This window comes from Ohtaekwangia sp., from assembly GCF_036568665.1.
Taxonomy (GTDB): domain Bacteria; phylum Bacteroidota; class Bacteroidia; order Cytophagales; family Cyclobacteriaceae; genus Ohtaekwangia.
The window spans coordinates 1-19,768 of record NZ_DATCSD010000012.1 but is presented as its reverse complement, the minus strand read 5'-3'; the positions used below and the strand labels follow the sequence as shown (position 1 = coordinate 19,768).

Below are 19,768 nucleotides of genomic sequence, written 5' to 3'. Positions count from 1 at the left end.
TACTATAGTATAATTATTATGACAAAGTATATTAGATATATGAAAGTAATCTTGATTTGTTCAGCGTTGGTATCAGGTTCGTTGTTGCTATCTGCGCAAGCGTTGATCGATAAGAATGCTACCGATAAAACAAAAGCACTCTTTGTAAATCTGAAAAAGATAGGATCATCCGGAATTCTATTCGGCCACCAGGATAGTGATGCCTATGGTGTAAAGTGGAAAGACGAACCCGGCCGCTCCGATGTAAAAGATGTATGTGGTGAATATCCCGCTATACATGGCTGGGATCTGGGTAATATAGGCAAGCCGGGTGAAGATAAATATATAGCGAAGATTCATCAGTGGGTGCTGGAGACGTACAAACGTGGAGGCATCAGCACAATATCATGGCACGTAGATAACCCGGTGAGTAAAAAGAACGCTTGGGATACAACGCATGCGGTATACGATATACTGCCCGGTGGCAAAATACATGCTTACTTTGTTCAGCAGCTGGATGCAGTCGCAGAGTTTTTGAAGAACTGTAAAGATGGCAATACCGCTATACCCATCATCTTCCGCCCGTATCACGAGCACAATGGAAACTGGTTCTGGTGGGGGAAAGGTATATGTACCGAAGAAGAATATATACAGTTGTGGAAGTTTACCATTACCTATCTGCGCGACACAAAGAAACTGCACAACCTGATCTACGCATTTTCTCCCGATCGCAGTCGCATGAACCTGGAGGATGCAAAGAGATCCTATATGTATGCTTACCCGGGCGATGACTATGTAGATATACTGGGGCTTGACGATTATATGGATGTAGGCGTAACCTGGAATAAAAAATCACCCGAAGAACAGCAACGGGATTTTGTCGCGGTGATGCGCACGATCTCCGATCTTGCCAAAGAGAAAAATAAAGTAGCGGCACTCACCGAAACAGGACTGGAAGGTATTACCAATCCGCAGTGGTTTACCGGTGTAATACTCGAACCGCTCAAAGCCAACACTGATATACAGGTGGCCTACTTTATGGTGTGGCGCAATGCCAACGAGAAACATCATTATGCGCCCTATACCGGGCACACATCGGCTCCGGATTTTATTCGCTTCTTCCATGACGAGCGTTCGCTTTTTGAAGCGGATATTCAGAATATGTACAATTGGAATAAGCCTTTGGTGAAATAAGCGGATCAGAAAAAAACAGCGTATACCGGCAGTAAGAAATTATCATCCGAATACCGATATTTCAGGCTCGATTCAGGTATACATCGCTGTATGTGTGCCCGATGAGAAGCAAACAATGTTTAACTGATCTTTCAAATGATAACTTTTTCAAACACCGACTCCAAACAACAAACTTTCAGCAAGGTACAGGCATACCTCGATGAACTGGGATTAAAAGTAGTAGCCAAAGATTTTGAGCGCCCCTGGGGAGGCTTCTTTGTGATAGACGAATCACAGGCAAAGCAATTTGCCAGTCAGTTCTTTCCGGGTATAGAAATAAATGATTTGAAGATCAGCGAAAAGCTGAGTCCGAAAATATTAATGGTGCAGCCAGACAAACGTCTCTCGTGGCAATACCATCACAGGCGTGCTGAGATATGGAAACTTGTAGCCGGTGAAGCAGGTGTTATTATCAGCGAGACTGACAAAGAAGGTCCGTTGAAATCACTTGCTATAGGAGAGATCATTCGCCTCAACTGTGGTCAGCGTCACCGCCTCGTAGGACTGAAAGGCTGGGGCATGATCTCGGAGATCTGGCAACATACCGATGCCGCGCATCCATCTGATGAGGATGACATCGTGCGCGTGCAGGATGACTTCGGCAGATAAACTATATATGTATACTACGCAGCAACGATATGGGCTCCTGGTAATTATTCTTTTCTTTCTGATAAGAATAGCAGGAGCCCAGCCTGCTGCACTTCCTCAAAAAGAGATCATCTTCGATCAGCTTCCGGAGAAACTCGGTCTCTCACAAACATCCATCAATTGTATACTGCAGGATCGTGAAGGATTTTTATGGATCGGCACTTGGTCGGGGTTGATCCGTTATGATGGATACTCCACCGTTATATACCACGCTGATAATGCTCCTGACAAGATCAAGAGTAACAAGATTGCTACCATCTATGAAGATCGCCTCGGCTATCTTTGGATTGGTACACACATGGGCGGTTTGTTCCGCTATGATAAGAATACAAATTCCTTTCTGCACTTTCAGCACAACGCTGGCGATACCAGCAGCCTCAGTAACGACAATGTGATATGCATACGCGAAGACCTGCGCGGTAATTTATGGGTGGGCACAGAAAATGGCTTGAATGTTTTTGATCCGCAGAAAAAAACATTTGCATCGTTCCACTATGATCCGATGGATACGACCGCTATATCCAGCGACATCATTACTGATATATACCTCTCTTCTCACAATGAACTATGGATAGGTACAGCAAACGGACTGAACAAGGTACTTACTCAGGGCGAACGCACTTATACTTTCCGCCAATACCGGTATACGCAAGATCAGGCAAACCAGTATCATCAGAACTATATCTATAAAATTGATGAACTCGCCATTGATGGAAAATCAACTATCTGGTTTTGTACTATAAAAGGGTTGAAGAGTCTGCAGAATGGTGTTATTCACAATTATGCTATTCCGGGTAAACCTCCAAGCTATAGCTTCTTCCGCGCAATGTGCGTTGTAAAAGGAGAACGGCCCTATATCATAACCGGCTCAGAAAAGGGATTGAGTTTCTTCGATCCGCTGAAAAATGAATATACCCATTCGTTCGATGATAATGATCAGCAATTGAATCTCTCGCACAGTACAGTTACTGCGCTATATGTAGATCGCGGTGGTGTGCTGTGGGTAGGCACGAAGAAAGGACTGAATAAATTTGATAGTTATTCCCACGATTTTGAAGCGTATGAAACACGCACCTTTGATAAGGGGAAGAATATAATTACTGGTATACGCAGCGCGAATGATCACGGCTACTGGATTGCTACCATTGGCGGTGGACTATATAAATTGAAAGGCAAAACATTTCAACGTGTTCGTATACCCGATCAACATGATAATGACTTTGTAAATTTTATACAGGTATTATATACTGATACCAGAGGTCACGTGTGGTTAGGCACAGCCGGAGCAGGTATATATCGTTTTCATCAACGCGATGTAACGGCCAATGGTATTGTAAAACGCTTTGAACATTTCAGCACGCGTAACCTGACTGCGTATAACAACGACTATATCATGTCGTTGTCGGAAGACAATGCCGGAAATATATGGGCTGGTACGTGGAGTGGCGGCTTGAATAAAATTACGCCCGATGGAAAGGTGACAGTATATAATGATGAGCTGTTGCGTGTAGCACCGTTGGTAGTAATCCATGCAGACCGCACCGGAACGTTGTGGGTAGGAACGCGCGGCAACGGACTATACCGTATTAAACCAAAAGCTGATAAACTCGATATCCATCAATTCTATAGTAAAGATGATGATGCGCCAGGTATGCTCACCAATAATTTTATCAACATAGTATATGAGGATCATGCAGGTTTACTCTGGATTGGTACAGAGGGAGGGCTTTATTCATTCGACAGGAGAACAGAAGAGTTTACGCATATCAAGATTGAGGAAGGCCCCAGCAATGAAGTAATAGTAAGTATACAGGAAGATGAGAGCGGTAAACTCTGGCTTGCACATGGCGATGGCATAACGGTAATCGATCCATCAGACGCTAACTATATAAAGCATTACGATCATCACGATCGCATACAGGGTGGCTTCTACTACAACAACGTAAGCTATAAAGATGAGAAAGGGCAGTTGCTGTTTGGTGGCTCGGAGGGATTTAACATCATTGATCCGGCCGTAACGGTAGTAAACCCCAACACACCGAAAGTAGTAATCAACGATTTTCAGATATTCAACAAGTATGTGCCGGTAGGAGGTGAGTTTGACGGCCGCGTGATTTTGAACAAGCCGCTCTCGGCCATGGACCAGGTTGAAGTGAAGCACAGCGAAAATGCTATATCATTTGAGTTTACAGCACTCGATTATGCTGCACCTGAAAAAACGTTGTACGCCTATATGCTCGAGGGCTTTGATAAAGACTGGAATTATACCAATGCCACCAGGCGCTATGCCACCTATACCAACCTGAATGGCGGAGAGTATACATTTAAAGTCAAAGCTGCCAACAGCGAAGGCGTTTGGAACGGGCCGGTAACCGCGCTGAAAATTGTTATCCATCCACCGTGGTGGAAAACACTGTGGGCGCGTATAGTATATATTATCAGTGCCCTGCTGTTGCTGCATTTGTTCAGAACACTGGTGCTGATGCGCGCGAACTTTAAACACGACCTGAAGGTAGAGCGTTTGCAGCGCGAAAATATGGAGAAGCTTAACCAGGCAAAGCTCCAGTTCTTTACCAACATCTCGCACGAATTTAAAACACCTCTTACACTTATACTGGGACCATCGCAGAGCCTGCTCGATAAAGGTGAGAGCGATAAAGAAGCGCGTGGCCAGCTGTTGAGTATACATAATAACGCACAACGCCTGTTGCGCCTGGTCAACCAGTTGCTGGACTTTCGCAAGGCAGAGTCGGGTAATCTGAACCTTGAAGTATCGGAAGGAAACATTGTCAAGTTTATCAAAGAAGTAAAACTATCATTTGATACGCTGGCTGAACAGTTAAAGATAGATTTCTCGCTCTATGCTTCATCCAACATTATCAACGTGTGGTTTGATCGCGATCAGTTTGAGAAGATCATGTTTAATTTATTGGCCAACGCATTCAAACATACACCCGAGGGCGGAAAAATTACCATCCAGGTAATTGAAAGCACAGAGAGTATAGCGATCGTGGTGGAAGACACCGGCAAGGGTATAAAACCGGAGCACTTTGAAAGTATATTTCAAACCTTCTTCAGTTATGATGAAGATAAACACCATACGGGAACAGGTATAGGGCTGGCGTTGGCAAAGAGCCTGGTGGATATGCATCACGGTGATCTTACCGTGCAAAGCGAAGTAAATGCATTTACCCGCTTTACAGTAACACTGCTGAAAGGCGCATCGCACTTCGATGCTTCGGAGCGATCGCTTGTATCGCGCGACATTGAGAGTATGGATCGCTATCCTTCGCTGCAGCAGGAGCCTATATATATACCGGAGAAAGAGGCGGATATACCACTCGAAAATGTGCGTGATCTTCCGAAGTTACTGGTGGTGGAAGATAATGATGAAGTGCGGGCCTATATCAAATCTGTTTTTGAAGGAAGCTATCGCGTGCTGCAGGCTTCTGAAGGAAAAGAAGGAATGGAGGTAGCGCTCGAAGAAATGCCCGATGTAATTATCAGCGATGTGATGATGCCGGTAATGGATGGCATTACGCTTTGCACACAGCTCAAATCGAATGTACGCACTTCGCATATACCGGTAATTCTGCTAACCGCGCGAACATCGTTGATCTTTAAAGTAGAAGGACTCGAAACCGGGGCAGATGATTATGTAACGAAGCCTTTCAATCCGAAGGTGCTGCAACTCAAAGTGCGCAATCTCGTGCGCATGCGTGAGCGTATGCGCGAGATGTTCCTCGATCGCGAAACACTCAACATCGAGCCCAAGCGCGTAACGCTTACTTCGGCTGATGAATTGTTTGTGCAGCAGGCGTTGGAGAGTATAGAAAAAAACATGAGCAATCCCGATTATGCGGTAGATGATCTCGGCAAAGATGTAGGCATGAGTCGCACGCAATTATACAGGAAGCTCAAAGCTATCACCGGGCAGTCGGCCAATGAATTTATCCGCATGATCCGCCTGAAGCGTGCAGCACAATTGCTTGAACAAAATCAACTTACCATAGCCGAAGTTACGTACGAAGTAGGCTTCAGCGATCTGAAATATTTCCGCGAGTGCTTCAAGAAATTATTCGGAGTTACTCCTTCGGAGTTTGCGCAGAAGCCGAATGGAGATTTTCAGGCGGAGTAGCCGGATCGATCTCTGTACTCTTGTATGTTTTCTGCTGATACTCTTTTGGCGTTACACCAAACTCGGCCCTGAAACATTTAGAGAAATAAGAGAGATTCGAGAAGCCTACGGCATACATGATCTCCGATATATTTCCTTCTTTATTACCCAGCAGTAATGATGCTTTTTTGATCCTGTATTTCCGGATAATGTCATTCGGAGAAAGTTGTGTAGTAGCTTTCAGTTTACGGTACAGATGTGTGGAACTCATGCCCACTTCATCGCTCAGCATCTCTACACTTAGATCGGGGTTGGCAATGTTGGCTTCGATGATACTCATTACCTTCTTGATAAACTTGTCATCTACATTTTCGCCAGTAGCGGCTGCTGAGGGTTGCACAATGAGTTCGTGGCGGAAGTAATCGGCCAGTTCTTTTTTGCGTTTCAGTAAATGATCGATGTGTGCTTCGAGTAATTCAATCTCAAAGGGTTTGGTAAGATATATATCGGCTCCTATACTCAGGCCTTCTATCTGCTGCGAGGTGAGTCCTTTGGCTGTAAGAATAACGATGGATATATGACTAGTCTTCGGGTTGCTTTTGATCTGCTTGCACATCGCGAGGCCATCCATTACCGGCATCATAATATCACTGATAATAATATCGGGTAAAAAATTATTGGCTTTGGTTAAACCCTCTTCTCCGTTCTGTGCGGTAATGAAATGATATTTATGTTTGAGACTTACCTGTATAAATTCAATAATATCGATGTTGTCTTCAATGATCAGCACCAGTGGTTTGCCTGTGTCCAATCCGTAGCGGTATACTTTTGAATCTTCTTCGGTTGCCTGCGATTTGGTAGCGACTAATTTTACTTCGGCATGTTCGGTTGCTTCCAGCGGGAAGTGTTGTGAACCTAAAGGAAGTATCAGGGTAAAACATGTACCATGGCCAACAACACTCTGCACTTGTATCTCGCCATGATGCAGCTTGGCATACTCCGCTACAAGGGTGAGCCCTATACCGGAGCCGGCTTCCATTTTCTGTGCAGCATCGGTCTGGTAAAAACGCTCGAATACACGCACTTGTTCTTCCTGCGACATACCTATACCAGTATCCGTTACTTTTACTTCAATGGCACCTTGTGCATACGCATCGTGTTTGCCCAGCAGTTCTATGGTAAGATCTACATGCCCACCCTTCGGAGTAAACTTGAATGCGTTGGATAACAAATTGAAAAGTATAGTCTCTATCTTTTCTGTATCGGCCCATACTAAACATTCTTCTATACCGGCATGGAAAGTGAAGTGTATATCTTTCCGATTGGCTTTATCGGTAAACAGCGAGTATAATTCCTGACAGAAGCCGACCAGGTCAAACGATGTGATCTTCAGTTGCAGACTATCATTTTCCAGCTTTCTGAAATCAAGAATCTGGTTTACTACGCGTAATAGTCGCTGTGAGTTTTTCTCCGCCAATGTAAGCAGCCGCTTGTTTTCGTCCGGTATATCTTGTCGCTTCAGCAGTTGTTGTATCGGTGGCAATATCAGGCTGATCGGTGTGCGCAGCTCGTGCGAGATGTTGGCAAAGAATTGCTGCTTGGTTTGCACAATTTCTTCTGCATGCACTTTCTCCATGCGCGTAATGGTAAGTTCATTGCGCAAGTGAAGGCGCGCAGTATACGTACGCAGCGAAATAATAATGACCGCTATAATGATGACTATATATAGACCTATAAAACCATTGCTAAGAAACAACGGAGGCTTTACGCGTATCCGGATCGTTGCTACCTGGTCGCTCCATATACCATAATTGTTGGTGCCCTTTACGGTAAGCGTATAATTACCGGGAGAGAGGTTGGAGTATACAGCAAAATTCTTGAGCCCTGAAACGTAATTCCAGTCCTGATCAAATCCATCCAGCTTATAAGCATATACATTGCTGGACGGTTGCCAATAGTGCAAGGACGAAAATTCAAAAGCTATAGATCGCTGGGCATAATCAAGTGTGAGGTCGTTGGTAACCGATATGTCGTTTTGCAGCAAAGCTTTGCCATTGATCTCTTCTTTGGTATGCACCATTTTGTTGTTAATCTCGAGAGCCGTGATATATACATGCGGTTTAAATGTATTCGGCTTTACTGCGGGCGATAGCGTAATATAGCCATTGTCGCCACCAAAGATTACGTCACCTTCCGGAGTGTTGGTAACGCAGCCATCAAAGAAACTCTTCAGGGGTATATCTTTCTCCAGCGGAAATATTTCAACCTGGTGATCCGGCACAGTAAATTTCAGAATGAAGTTGCTGGCCGCGCACCATATATTTCCATCGCGGTCTTCGGTGATGCTGGCGAGCGTAATATCGTTACCCGTAGTTACCGGGTAAAAAACAGCGGCATCTGTCTGAGGTTTATACTCGATCAACCCGTTGGCAACACCGGCCCACAAACTTCCCCTGCGCGAAAAGTATAAACAGTTAACATCCCGTTTACCACACGCTATATTAAAGGCTTCTATACTCGTATTCTTGTGCGATGACAGATCAATGCGAAAGAGCTCCGAATATTGTGTAGCCCATATAGCATTGGCCCCGCTTACATTTTTAGAAGAACCAAAATCACCTGCCAGTTCAAAATGTATAGAAGATAATTCCTGCAAGTTGCCTACCACCTTAAACAGTCCGCCTTCCCAGGCACTTACCCAAAATGAACCATCGGTGCCTTTGGTAAAGCGCGCTATATAATTAGAGGTAAGTCCGTTGGTAGCATTCGCGCTAATGGCGTGCATCTTCTGTTTGGCTTCGTCCCAGATATTTATACCACCTGCCGTGCCGATCCAGATACGACCATAGTCGTCTTCTTCCAATGCAAACGCATTGTTGAGTTGTATGCGATTATTTTCCGGTGAGCCACTCTCAAATATTTTACGCGTATTATGTACCGGGTCAAAACGAATAACACCATGCAGAGTAGCGAGCCATAAAATTCCTTTGCGTGTTACCAGTACAGCCTTTACCTGGTTGCCAATCGTCTGGTTGTTGATGGGATACGATACTTCGTGGTAAGTATAAAAATTACGAAACTTGTTGAGCCTGCTTAACCCATTGGAAGTAACAAACCAGATCACACCACCACTATCTTCAAAGATCTGCCAGATCACATTATTAGCAATGGAATATGATTGCTGCGGATGATGGAAGTATGCTGTATTGGTTTTTGTTTTCGGATTGAATACGTTCAGTCCAAAGTCAGTGCCCAGCCATAAATTACCGCGGTCGTCCGGATATATACATTTAATTACTTCGTTGCTGAAGGGTATTTGTTTTTCGGTGAAGTGTTCAACCTGGTAAGTATAGGTGTTGAATAAACATAAACCTGTTTCTGTACCGATCCATAATAAAGAGTCGGATGCAGATGAAGCCGGTTTTATATCCCCACAGATCAGGTTGTTCTTCAGCTCCGGTTTATAGTTACCCTTCAGATCGAACGTAGTGAAGTGCTGTTTGCCGCGCGCCAGTTTGTTCAGCTTGTCGTATGTGCCCACCCATAAATTACCGCGGGCATCTTCATATATAGAGCGCACGGTATTATGACTGAGATGATTGGTTTGTGCTGTATATATAGTATATGTTCCATCTGCCAATATATAGCGCACCAGTCCCGCAGCGGTGCCCACCCAAAGTATACCGTTGGATCCTTTATAGAGTGTTCGTACTACTATATTCTTTCCGAGATCGATGCGTGTTACTTCGAAGGTCGATGTATTGATCTTGCACAAACCTTTCCACGTGCCCACCCACAGGTAATCGCCTTCCACCACCATTGAGCTCACTTCATTAGCGGAAAGTGTGTTGATGCCTTCTCCTTTTTTAAACGTGATAAAGCGATAGCCATCATACCGGCAAACACCATTCGCGGTGCCGATCCACATAAAGTTATGCTGGTCTTGCGCTACACCACTGATGATGTTGGAGGGTAATCCATCGCGCACCGAGAGCGTAGAAAAAAATGGAGAGTCGGCAAAGGAGTTTTGATATACCGCAGCGAGAAGGCAGAGGTACAGAAACTTTGCGAGATGTTTAAAAGGGGAGGCCACTGACAAAGATGCTTTTACGATAGGGAAGTACGCTACATTTTAAAAGTTATGCAATCGATTTTTGAATCGGGCGGGTAGCGCATCCGTGGATGATTGAAAAATCGTGCAAAAAGAAGGATTCTCAAGACGGGTGGTTGGTTTTTTGTCGATTCCTGTATGATTTGTGGTAATCGTTGCAATCGTTTGAAGATACCTTGCAAACGGTTGATGAAACTTAAAACCATCTAACTTATGATACGAAAACTACTCCTTATTATCACCGTGCTGATGACTGTCTGCTACGGCCTCCAGGCCCAGCAGAAGGTTATCAATGGAAAGGTTACCGATGAAAACGGAAGCGAGCTTCCCGGTGTAAATGTTCTGCTGAAAGGAACAAGCCTCGGTACTGTTACCGATCAGTCCGGAGCCTACTCGCTCAGCATTCCGGCAACCGAAAATGCTTCCGGTATATTGATCTTCTCATTTATAGGATACCTGTCGGAAGAAATTGCTATCAACAACCAGACTGCTATAGACATTCGACTGATGCCCGACATCCAGACATTGAGCGAAGTTGTCGTGGTAGGTTACGGTACACAACGCAGAGAAGATATATCGGGTGCTGTATCGTCTGTAAAAACAGCAGACCTTCCGCAGGTTGCCAACACATCTATCGATAATTTATTGCAAGGCCGCGCAGCAGGATTGAACCTGACACAACGCAGTGCACAACCCGGTGGCGGACTATCGGTAAATATTCGTGGTGCTATATCTCCGAATGGTAACAATACACCGCTCTATGTTATCGATGGTGTACCTGTGCTCAACAATGGTTCATCTGAACCTTCGCTTACTGACAGCGACCTCGGTTATTATGGTGGCGTTGATCGCAACCCGCTCAACAGTATAAATCCTTCCGATATAGAGTCGATCGATATATTGAAAGATGCCAGTGCTACGGCTATATATGGATCTGCAGCAGCTAACGGTGTGGTATTGATCACTACCAAAAAAGGAAAAGCCGGTGCTGTTACTACAGAATACAGAGGAAGCTATACTGTGCAGTCGATCAAAAAATATTACGACCTGATGAATGCTACCGAGTTTATGCAACAGCAGAACCGCCTGGCAAAAGATAAATATCTATACGATAATGGTATTGCTCCCTATGGTAATACAGATCCGTCATCGGTAGGTGCATTCTCTCCTAAATTTACCGATGCGCAAATTCAACAGGCAGGTGTGGGCACCGACTGGCTTGACCAGGTAACGCGCAAGGGAAGTATACAGGAACACAACATTTCACTTTCGGGTGGAACGGAAAAAACAAAACTATATACTTCATTCAATTACTATAACAACAAAGCTGTTCTCGAAAATTCAGATTTCGTGCGCTATACCGGGCGCGTAAACCTGGAACAGAAATTAGGTGGTCGTGTAAAATTCGGATTGAATCTTACACTGAGTCAGATCAACAACAACAATGCATCGTCTGGTGCCAATGCCGGTGGTGTAGAAAAGTATAACATGTTGCAATCTGCGTATGCTTTCTCGCCAACTGTAGGAGTATATGATGAGAACGGAAACTATACCCGTACATTCGATCCGCTCATTACCAACCCGGCAGCATTTCTGCTGATAAAAGACAAGACACGCACCAATCGCGTAATTGCTTCACCAACATTAGAGGTAAAAATATCAAAAGCTTTACGTGCCAATGTAGTGGTGGGTATAGATAAGCAATCATCTACCCGTAATTTCTATTTGCCACGCGCAGTACAAAATGCACAGTTGCCACAAGGCATGGCGCAATTAGGATCAGGCAGTTTGGGGAACTATACTACAGAGACCTACCTGACCTACGATAAGAAAGTTGGCCCGGGTAATTTATCGCTGGTAGCCGGTGCCGGTTATTATACCAGTATACAGGAGTCGTTCAGTTTACAGGCGGTGGATTTCTTTACCGATGCATTATCCTATAACAACGTAGGTATAGGAGCGAACAAAGAGAAGGCCTTTGTAAATTCCTATCGCTCACCAAATGCTACCAAGATCTCGCAGTTCTTCCGCGCGAATTATTCATTGATGGATAAATATATAGTTACCTTCACCGGAAGACGTGATGGATCAAGTACATTCCCGAAAGATAAATATGGATTCTTCCCCGGTATATCTGCTGCATGGCGCATTAATCAGGAAGATTTCTTAAAGAACTCGGCACTTGTGTCGGATATGAAACTGCGTGCCGGTTATGGTACAGTAGGTAACGATCGCATTTCTCCTACCAATGCATTGGATCTGTACGAATCCGGTTTCTACTACCTCATCGGAAGCACATACTATAATGGAGTAACCTTGTCACAGGTGGGTAACCAGAATCTCACGTGGGAGACCGATGTGATGATCAACGTAGGTCTTGATTTTGGTTTGTGGGCCGATCGTTTAACCGGTTCACTCGAAGTATATCAACGCACTGCAAAAGATCTGCTTGACTTTAACAAGCTTCCTTCCAACAATGCCGATGGGCAAGTGGCAGCCAACGTAGGGTCTACGCGCAGCCGTGGTGTTGAACTCTCGTTGATGTCTCGCAATATCGATAACGGTTCATTCCGCTGGAACACAACCGTAAACCTTTCCACCTTCAAAGCGTATTGGGTAGAACGCAATCCGCAGGTTGCCTTGCCGGAATATATAGGCACACACGATCCGATCAATGCTATATATGGCTGGAGAACGGATGGCATCATCAAGAGCGCTTCCGATGTGCCAGACTATATGGCGGGTGCAAAACCCGGTAACATCAAGTATGTAGATACCAATGGCGATGGCCAGCTTAACAGTAAAGATGTAGTAATGCTGGGCAACAGCAGTCCCAAGTGGAATATAGGTTTCGGTAACACCTTTTCGTATAAGAACTTTGATCTGAACTTTTTCTTCTACGGATTTCTCGGTCAATCATCCTTTAATAATTACTCCGGCTTCTACGATCCGCTGCGTATAGCAAACAGCAACTCGCAAAATACACTGCGCGATGTAAAGAACATCTGGACGGCTGATAATACCAATGGTTCATTGCCCGGTATAGCCAGCAATCCCTATAGCGGTAATAACCCCACCGGCACGCATGATTTCTATTTGCAGAAAGCAAGTTTTGTGCGCCTGAAGAATATTACACTGGGCTATCGCTTGCCTGATAAGATCTGGGGCGCAAAGAAATTTATTCAATCCGCCAGATTATTTGTAGACGTACAGAACGTAGCCGTGTTCACCAACTACAAAGGATACGATCCTGAGTATACGGAAGTAAACCCGTATCCGCAGGCATTATCTACAACCTTTGGTGTAAATGTTAAATTCTAAACAGCATGATCATGAAAAATATTCATCGATATAGCAGACGATCTGCATGGGGTGCGCTTGTGGCGCTGGCCGTTACGCTGGCTCCGCTCACCGGATGTGACGATGCACTCGAAACAAAAGTATATACACAGGTGAGCCCTGAAAACTTCTTTAAAACAGAAGCCGACTTTAATGTAGCCGTAGTAGCATTATATAGTCCGTTCTCAACCAACTGGGGCATGACGGACCCGGGCGATGGCACGTGGTATAATTCGCTCTATAATGCTGATAACAAAACATACCTCATGCGCAGCATTCTTACAACGGATGAGGTAGTGAACGGATGGGACCCAAACCTGGAGAACTTTACCTTCGGGCCTTCTACGTGGTCAGGCACAAACGAAACGGTATACTATAAGATCCGTTATGTGGCACGTGCTACCGATGTGATCAACAAGATCAGCAATGCAACAGGCGTAAGCGAAACCATTCGCAATAAATATGTAGCCGAAGCAAAAGTGATGCGTGCTTGGCTCATGTATATACTCTACGATTTCTTCGGACCGGTAAATGTAAAACTTGATCCGGCTACATTGAATGATACAGAGATACTACCGCGCCCGAGCGATGCCGAATATGTAGCGCAGATGGAAACAGACCTGACAGAAGCTATACCTGATCTGACGGACAAGTATAACGGCAGCGCCAGCGACTGGGGACGTGTATCAAAAGGTGTAGCGCGTATGTTGTTGCTCAAACTATATATGCACACCAAGCAATGGGCCAAAGCGGAGACTATAGGAAAAGAAATACTCACCATGGGCTATGTGCTGCAGGATAATTATGCCGATGTGTTCCGCAAGAAAGGCAACGATGAGATTATATATGCAGTGCCGGCAAGCGATGCATCGCCTAACTTTTATATACAGGAAGTGTTGCCTTCCGATTTCCGTCAAGCAGGAGATATTGTGCGCAAGGTTGGTGGCTGGAGCGGCTATAACATGCCGTGGAGTTTCTACGATAAGTTTGAAGCCGATGACGAACGCAAGAGTGTGATCATTGATTCGTATACAGCCGATTGGGGCACAGTAGATCGTTCAGCATCGTGGTGGAAAGGTCCGCTGCCATTGAAATATACTTCCTTCACGGGCGATGGTCCGGGCTATGCTATAGATGTAGTGGTATTCCGCCTGGCGGAAGTATATCTGTCAGTAGCCGAAGCGATCAATGAACTGCGCGGCCCCGCGGAAGCATACCAGTATGTAAATGCTGTACGCGCACGAAGCAACGTGGCTGATTTTGAAAACATGACGGCCGATGAGTTTCGCGATGCTATACTGGATGAACGCGGCCGCGAACTCTTTGCAGAAGGAACACGCAGACAAGACCTGATTCGTCATGGTAAATTTATATCCGGTGCCAAAGCACGTGGTAAAGATGCCAAAGAATACCAGGTGCTGTTCCCTATACCCAGTGCTGTTATTATAGAAGGAAAGAATATCATCGCACAAAATGATGGCTATACCAACTAACCCTTGAAAGTATATATGCATTGATCTCTTAGCAGGTATGATGGAAGTAACGATCGACTTCCTCATACCTGTTCTTTAAATAATCATTTCAAATTCAACTACTACCAGACATGAAAAAAAACGTTACACGATTGTTTATAGCACTCGTATGTTTGCTGTGGACAGGTTGCCAACAGGAGATTGTCGTAGAGGAAGGGAATGTGAAGCATGACGACAATATAGCAGCATCTGCTAATGCCCGCGCCAGCGGACTTACGTATCGCGGAATGGATTTGTCGTATGCCTATAAGATCGAAACACAACGTGGCGGTAAATTTTACTATGCCAACGGAACAGCCGGAACGTTGTTTGATATAGCGAAGAGTTCCAATGTAAATTTAGTACGACTTCGCTTGTGGGTAAATCCCGATGCAAGTCACCAGGAATGTAGCCTGGCAGCGGTAAAGGAACAAGCCAAAAAAATCGTAGCGAAGGGTATGCAGTTCATGCTTACCTTGCATTACTCCGATACGTGGGCCGATCCGGGAACACAGACCAAGCCCGCTGCCTGGAGTAGCCTTACGCAACAACAGCTCATTGATAAAATATGGTCGTATACCACAGACGTGATGACGCAGTTGAAGAACCAAAGCACTACACCTGCCATTGTGCAGATCGGTAACGAGATCAACCAGGGATTTCTCTGGCCTACGTTCAAAGTCTCTGCCGATAGCGATACCAACTGGGACAACAGTTTTGAATACGCCATCAACTCCGGATACAACGCAGTAAAAGCTGTATTCCCCAATACCAAAGTAATGTTACACTATGCCGGTATATGGGCTGATAATTTTTTCTGGCGTTGTAGTAAATTCGGTATACAATACGACATCATGGGATTTTCGTGGTACCCGGAGTGGCATGGCAAAAGTTTTTCCGATGCATATAACCAGTTGAACAATCTCACTTCGTGGTATAGCAAAACCTGTATAGTAGTAGAGACTGCTTATCCGTGGACGACCGGTTATGCAGATCAGGCATCGAATGTATTGGGTTCTGGAAGTTTGATATCCGGTTACCCGCTGACACCCGCAGGGCAACAGGCATTTCTGGAACAACTCATGACCACGGTAAAATCTATACCGGGCAGTCGCGGAATAGGGGTAGTATATTGGGAGCCAGACTGGACTGCCTATAACGGACCGTCAGCCACAAACTGGGAGAATGGTTCGAGCTGGGAGAATGCAACCTTGTTTGATTTTAACTGGAAAGCACTACAGGGCTTCAGTGCTTTTAATTGATAGCAGGTATATATAGCAGGTCAGATCGTGAAATATAGTAGAGAAGAATTATAGCAGGAAAAGAAAATATATGAACCATAAGCAATTCGTATTACTGGTGTTGGTGTGGAGCTTGTTCTCCTTCTCGCATTGCAAGGAAGATGAAACAGATAACACTGTAGTAGATCCTCCGGAAGAAGAGAAGGGGCGCGATCTGACCGGCTTTTATTTAGGGGCAGACCTTTCGTATGTAAACCAGATACTGGATCATAACGGTATATATAAAGATGGAGGCGTGGTGAAAGATCCCTATACCATCTTTAAAGATCATGGCACAAACCTGGTGCGTCTTCGTCTGTGGCATAACCCCGCGTGGACGAAGGAAGTATATGGTGCCAACGGAACACAATTATATAATGACTTGTATGATGTAGAGAAAGCGATAAAGCTCGCCAAAGCACAAGGTCTTTCTGTATTGCTCGACTTCCACTATTCAGATACGTGGGCCGATCCGCAGAATCAAAAGATCCCGGCTGCCTGGCAGGATGTGCGCGATATAAATATACTTCGCGATTCGGTTTTTAATTATACTCGTAAAACACTGCTATATCTGGATGGTAAAGGACTTATGCCCGAGCTGGTGCAGTTGGGTAACGAAACCAATTGTGGCATGCTCTATACCGATGCACCTGAGGGCTTCCCGGCATGTAATGTATGCAATGGCGCGTGGCAACAACTCGGCACAGTGTTGAATGGAGCAATTGCTGCCGTGAAAGAAGTAACGGCTACATCTGCTGTTAAGACTAAAATACTGTTGCACGTTGCCGATCCTAAAAATGTGGAGTGGTGGTTCGATAACATTACCACGCAGGGAGCAGTAACTAATTTTGATATGATTGGTTTTTCGTTTTATCCGCTGTGGCATACAACTGTATCACCCGATCAGCTTTCGGATAAGATTGCATCGTTCAGAAGTAAATATAGCAAGCAGGTAATGATCCTGGAAACTGCTTACCCGTGGACACCGAACGGAGACGATGGCTATAACAACCAATTCGGAAGCGGAACACCTGTTACCGGTTTTCCCTATACCAGGCAGGGGCAAGCCGATATACTCAGAAAGATTACACAGGAAGTGCTTGATGGCGGAGGTATAGGTGTGATTTACTGGGAGCCAGCGTGGATCACCTCCTCGATGAAAGACTCGTGGGGCACCGGCTCATCGTGGGAGAACTGCGCGTTCTTCGACTTTGATGGAAACACAATTGACGCTATAGATTTCACCAAACAGAAATATTAATAACCGTAAGTATACATAACGCTATTATGGTGTAGCATGTAATGTGAGATTGAAGTATTATGAAGCATCTGATAAATAGTAGAAATATAGCAGCAACAGCTTTGCTGATAATAGCTGTAGCCTTTCCGGGTGTTGCTCAGAAAAACACTGATGTATATGTTGATAAAGATGGCATTATGCGTTGGGGAAAAACCAAAGAAGAAGTACATGCCTTTGGTGTAAATTATACTGTACCCTTTGCGCATGCATACCGCACCGCCAAACGAAAAAATATTTCACTGGAGAAAGCAATCGATCAGGATGTATACCACTTTGCGCGACTGGGATTTGATCTGTACCGAGTTCACGTGTGGGACTGCGAGATCAGCGACACTGTAGGGAATTTACTCGATAACGAGCACCTCAAACTCTTCGACTATATGTTGAAGAAGATGAAAGATCGCGGTATGAAATTTATGCTCACGCCTATAGCATACTGGCCCAACGGCTATCCGGAACCGGAAGAAAGAACACCGGGCTTTTCTACGAAGTATGGTAAAGATGCATGCCTGGTAAATGAAGATGCCATTAAAGCACAGGAGAATTATCTATACCAGTTCTTGAATCACGTGAATTCTTATACCGGTATAGCCTATAAAAATGATCCGGATATTATAGCCTTCGAAATATCCAACGAACCTCACCACGGAGAAGCTGCAGAGAAAGTAACAACATTCATTTCGCGGCTGCGCTCTTCTATGCAGAAGACGGGCTGCCGGAAACCTATATTCTATAACATCAGTCATGGTATACATTTAGCAGATGCATATTTCAAAGCCGGTATACAAGGTGGTACATTTCAATGGTACCCAACCGGTTTAGGAGCAGGGCAGGAGCTGGGCGGAAACCTGTTGCCGAATGTAGATCTGTATACGATACCATTTGCCAACAACCCGGGTTTTAAGAAGATCGGTAAGCTTGTATACGAATTTGATGCAGCCGATGTTGGCCGCTCCTATATATACCCGGCTATGGCACGAAGCTTTCGTGAGGCAGGTATGCAGATCGCTACGCATTTTGCCTACGACCCAACCTATATGGCCGATGTTAACACCGAGTATGGCACGCACTATATGAACCTGGTATATGCGCCACAGAAAGCGCTAAGCCTGAAGATAGCCGGTGAGGTATTTCATACTATACCGCTCTATAAAAACTACGGGCATTATCCGGCCAACGCTACATTTGATAAATTTCGTGTGAGCTATGAGCAGGATTTAGCCGAGATGCTTACAGAAGAAAAATTCTTTTATACCAACAACACAACCACTGCACCGCTTGCTCCGGAGAAACTGCGTGAGATAGCAGGGTGGGGAAATTCATCGATAGTAAAGTATGAAGGTACAGGCGCATATTTTCTGGATCGTGTTGAACCCGGTGTATGGCGACTGGAAGTATTGCCGGACGCAGTATGGGTAAATGATCCCTTCGGACAAACAAGTCCGAAGAAGAAAGTAGCGGTGGTAAACTGGCGCACCTGGCCTATCGCTATATCATTAACGGATCTCGGTGATGATTATAGTATAAAAGGCTTGAATGAAGGGAATACGATTTCTGCATCTGCTACAGGGAAAGCATTCCAGGTATCACCGGGCACCTATCTTCTTACCAAGAAGAATATAACAACGAAGATATCGGCAGAATCTCGTTGGAAGAATATCAGTCTCCATGAATTTGCAGCACCGGCAACCAGTGTCGATAAAGTATATATTCTTCACAAACCTGCAACGGAGTTTGCTGCCGGTATATCACAAACACTGGAAGCAACCATCGTATCCAAAGAACCACTGCAGGCTGCCGAGCTAAGTATCTGGGGAACCGGATGGCGCCCGGAAGTATTTCCGATGGAACACGTGAGCGGATATACCTATCGCATTACCTTACCGGAGAAATTTCTAAAGCGTGGCATGCTGCGATACTATATATCGGCTAAATATCAGGGGGTATATTACACAGGTACTGCTGCCACGGAAGGTAAGCCAAGTGATTGGGATTTTTATGGAGAGCCATTTATAGTCCCCATGCGCTCTGCTGATGCACCGGTATATCTCTTCAATGCGGCCACCGATGCGAGAGGTTTGTCACGTGCGTGGTTGCGATCATCTACCGTGGTACCATTGGATGCACCGGGCAAATCTGAGTTGCTGGTAAATGTAGAAAAACTATTTACCGCAGATCCTGAAAACAAGAATGGCGAAGCCGTGCATGATTACTCGATGCGCTATTTTTTTGGTAACGCTATAGCTGCAC

At 45.0% G+C, this 19,768-nt stretch carries 9 protein-coding genes; 8 read left to right on the top strand and 1 reads right to left on the bottom strand.

The genetic code is table 11. The features are described 5' to 3' along the window. The first annotated feature begins 39 nt into the window (after window positions 1–39). The 3 genes from VIN08_RS00420 (at window position 40) to VIN08_RS00410 (ending at window position 5,998) form a co-directional block, all read left to right on the top strand. Entirely contained in the window at window positions 40–1,173 is a 1,134-nt protein-coding gene (locus VIN08_RS00420; RefSeq protein WP_331958548.1) for a glycoside hydrolase family 26 protein, read from the top strand. Between the two features lie 135 nt (window positions 1,174–1,308). Next, window positions 1,309–1,821, top strand: coding sequence for a phosphoheptose isomerase (locus VIN08_RS00415; protein WP_331958545.1), 513 nt, complete (start codon window positions 1,309–1,311; stop codon window positions 1,819–1,821). Next, window positions 1,805–5,998 carry a two-component regulator propeller domain-containing protein gene (locus tag VIN08_RS00410; RefSeq protein ID WP_331958542.1) on the top strand — a complete coding sequence of 1,398 codons (4,194 nt, stop codon included), beginning with the start codon at window positions 1,805–1,807 and terminating at the stop codon, window positions 5,996–5,998. Before VIN08_RS00415 ends, VIN08_RS00410 begins: the two co-directional genes overlap by 17 nt. On the opposite strand, the gene VIN08_RS00405 is transcribed toward VIN08_RS00410, so the two are convergent. After that, on the bottom strand, window positions 5,946–10,070 hold the full coding sequence (locus VIN08_RS00405) for a hybrid sensor histidine kinase/response regulator transcription factor (RefSeq protein ID WP_331958539.1): 4,125 nt from the start codon (window positions 10,068–10,070) through the stop codon (window positions 5,946–5,948). The genes VIN08_RS00410 and VIN08_RS00405 overlap by 53 nt on opposite strands. Before the next feature lie 231 nt (window positions 10,071–10,301). Between VIN08_RS00405 and VIN08_RS00400 the strand changes: the two genes are divergently transcribed. The 5 genes from VIN08_RS00400 to VIN08_RS00380 all read left to right on the top strand — a co-directional run. Beyond that, a complete protein-coding gene (locus VIN08_RS00400; RefSeq protein WP_331958536.1) occupies window positions 10,302–13,409 on the top strand; it encodes a TonB-dependent receptor in 3,108 nt (1,035 codons plus the stop codon). A gap of 11 nt (window positions 13,410–13,420) precedes the next feature. Further along, complete coding sequence (locus tag VIN08_RS00395) at window positions 13,421–14,920, top strand: RagB/SusD family nutrient uptake outer membrane protein (RefSeq protein WP_331958533.1); 1,500 nt, start codon at window positions 13,421–13,423, stop codon at window positions 14,918–14,920. Window positions 14,921–15,030: 110 nt separating this feature from the next. After that, window positions 15,031–16,200 (top strand): glycoside hydrolase family 53 protein, encoded by a 1,170-nt coding sequence (locus VIN08_RS00390; RefSeq protein WP_331958530.1) that lies wholly within the window; start codon window positions 15,031–15,033, stop codon window positions 16,198–16,200. Window positions 16,201–16,270: 70 nt separating this feature from the next. Beyond that, window positions 16,271–17,479 (top strand): glycoside hydrolase family 53 protein, encoded by a 1,209-nt coding sequence (locus tag VIN08_RS00385; protein ID WP_331958527.1) that lies wholly within the window; start codon window positions 16,271–16,273, stop codon window positions 17,477–17,479. A gap of 59 nt (window positions 17,480–17,538) precedes the next feature. Next, window positions 17,539–19,768 (top strand): membrane or secreted protein (locus VIN08_RS00380; RefSeq protein WP_331958524.1); only part of this gene is annotated, 2,230 nt, incomplete at its 3' end.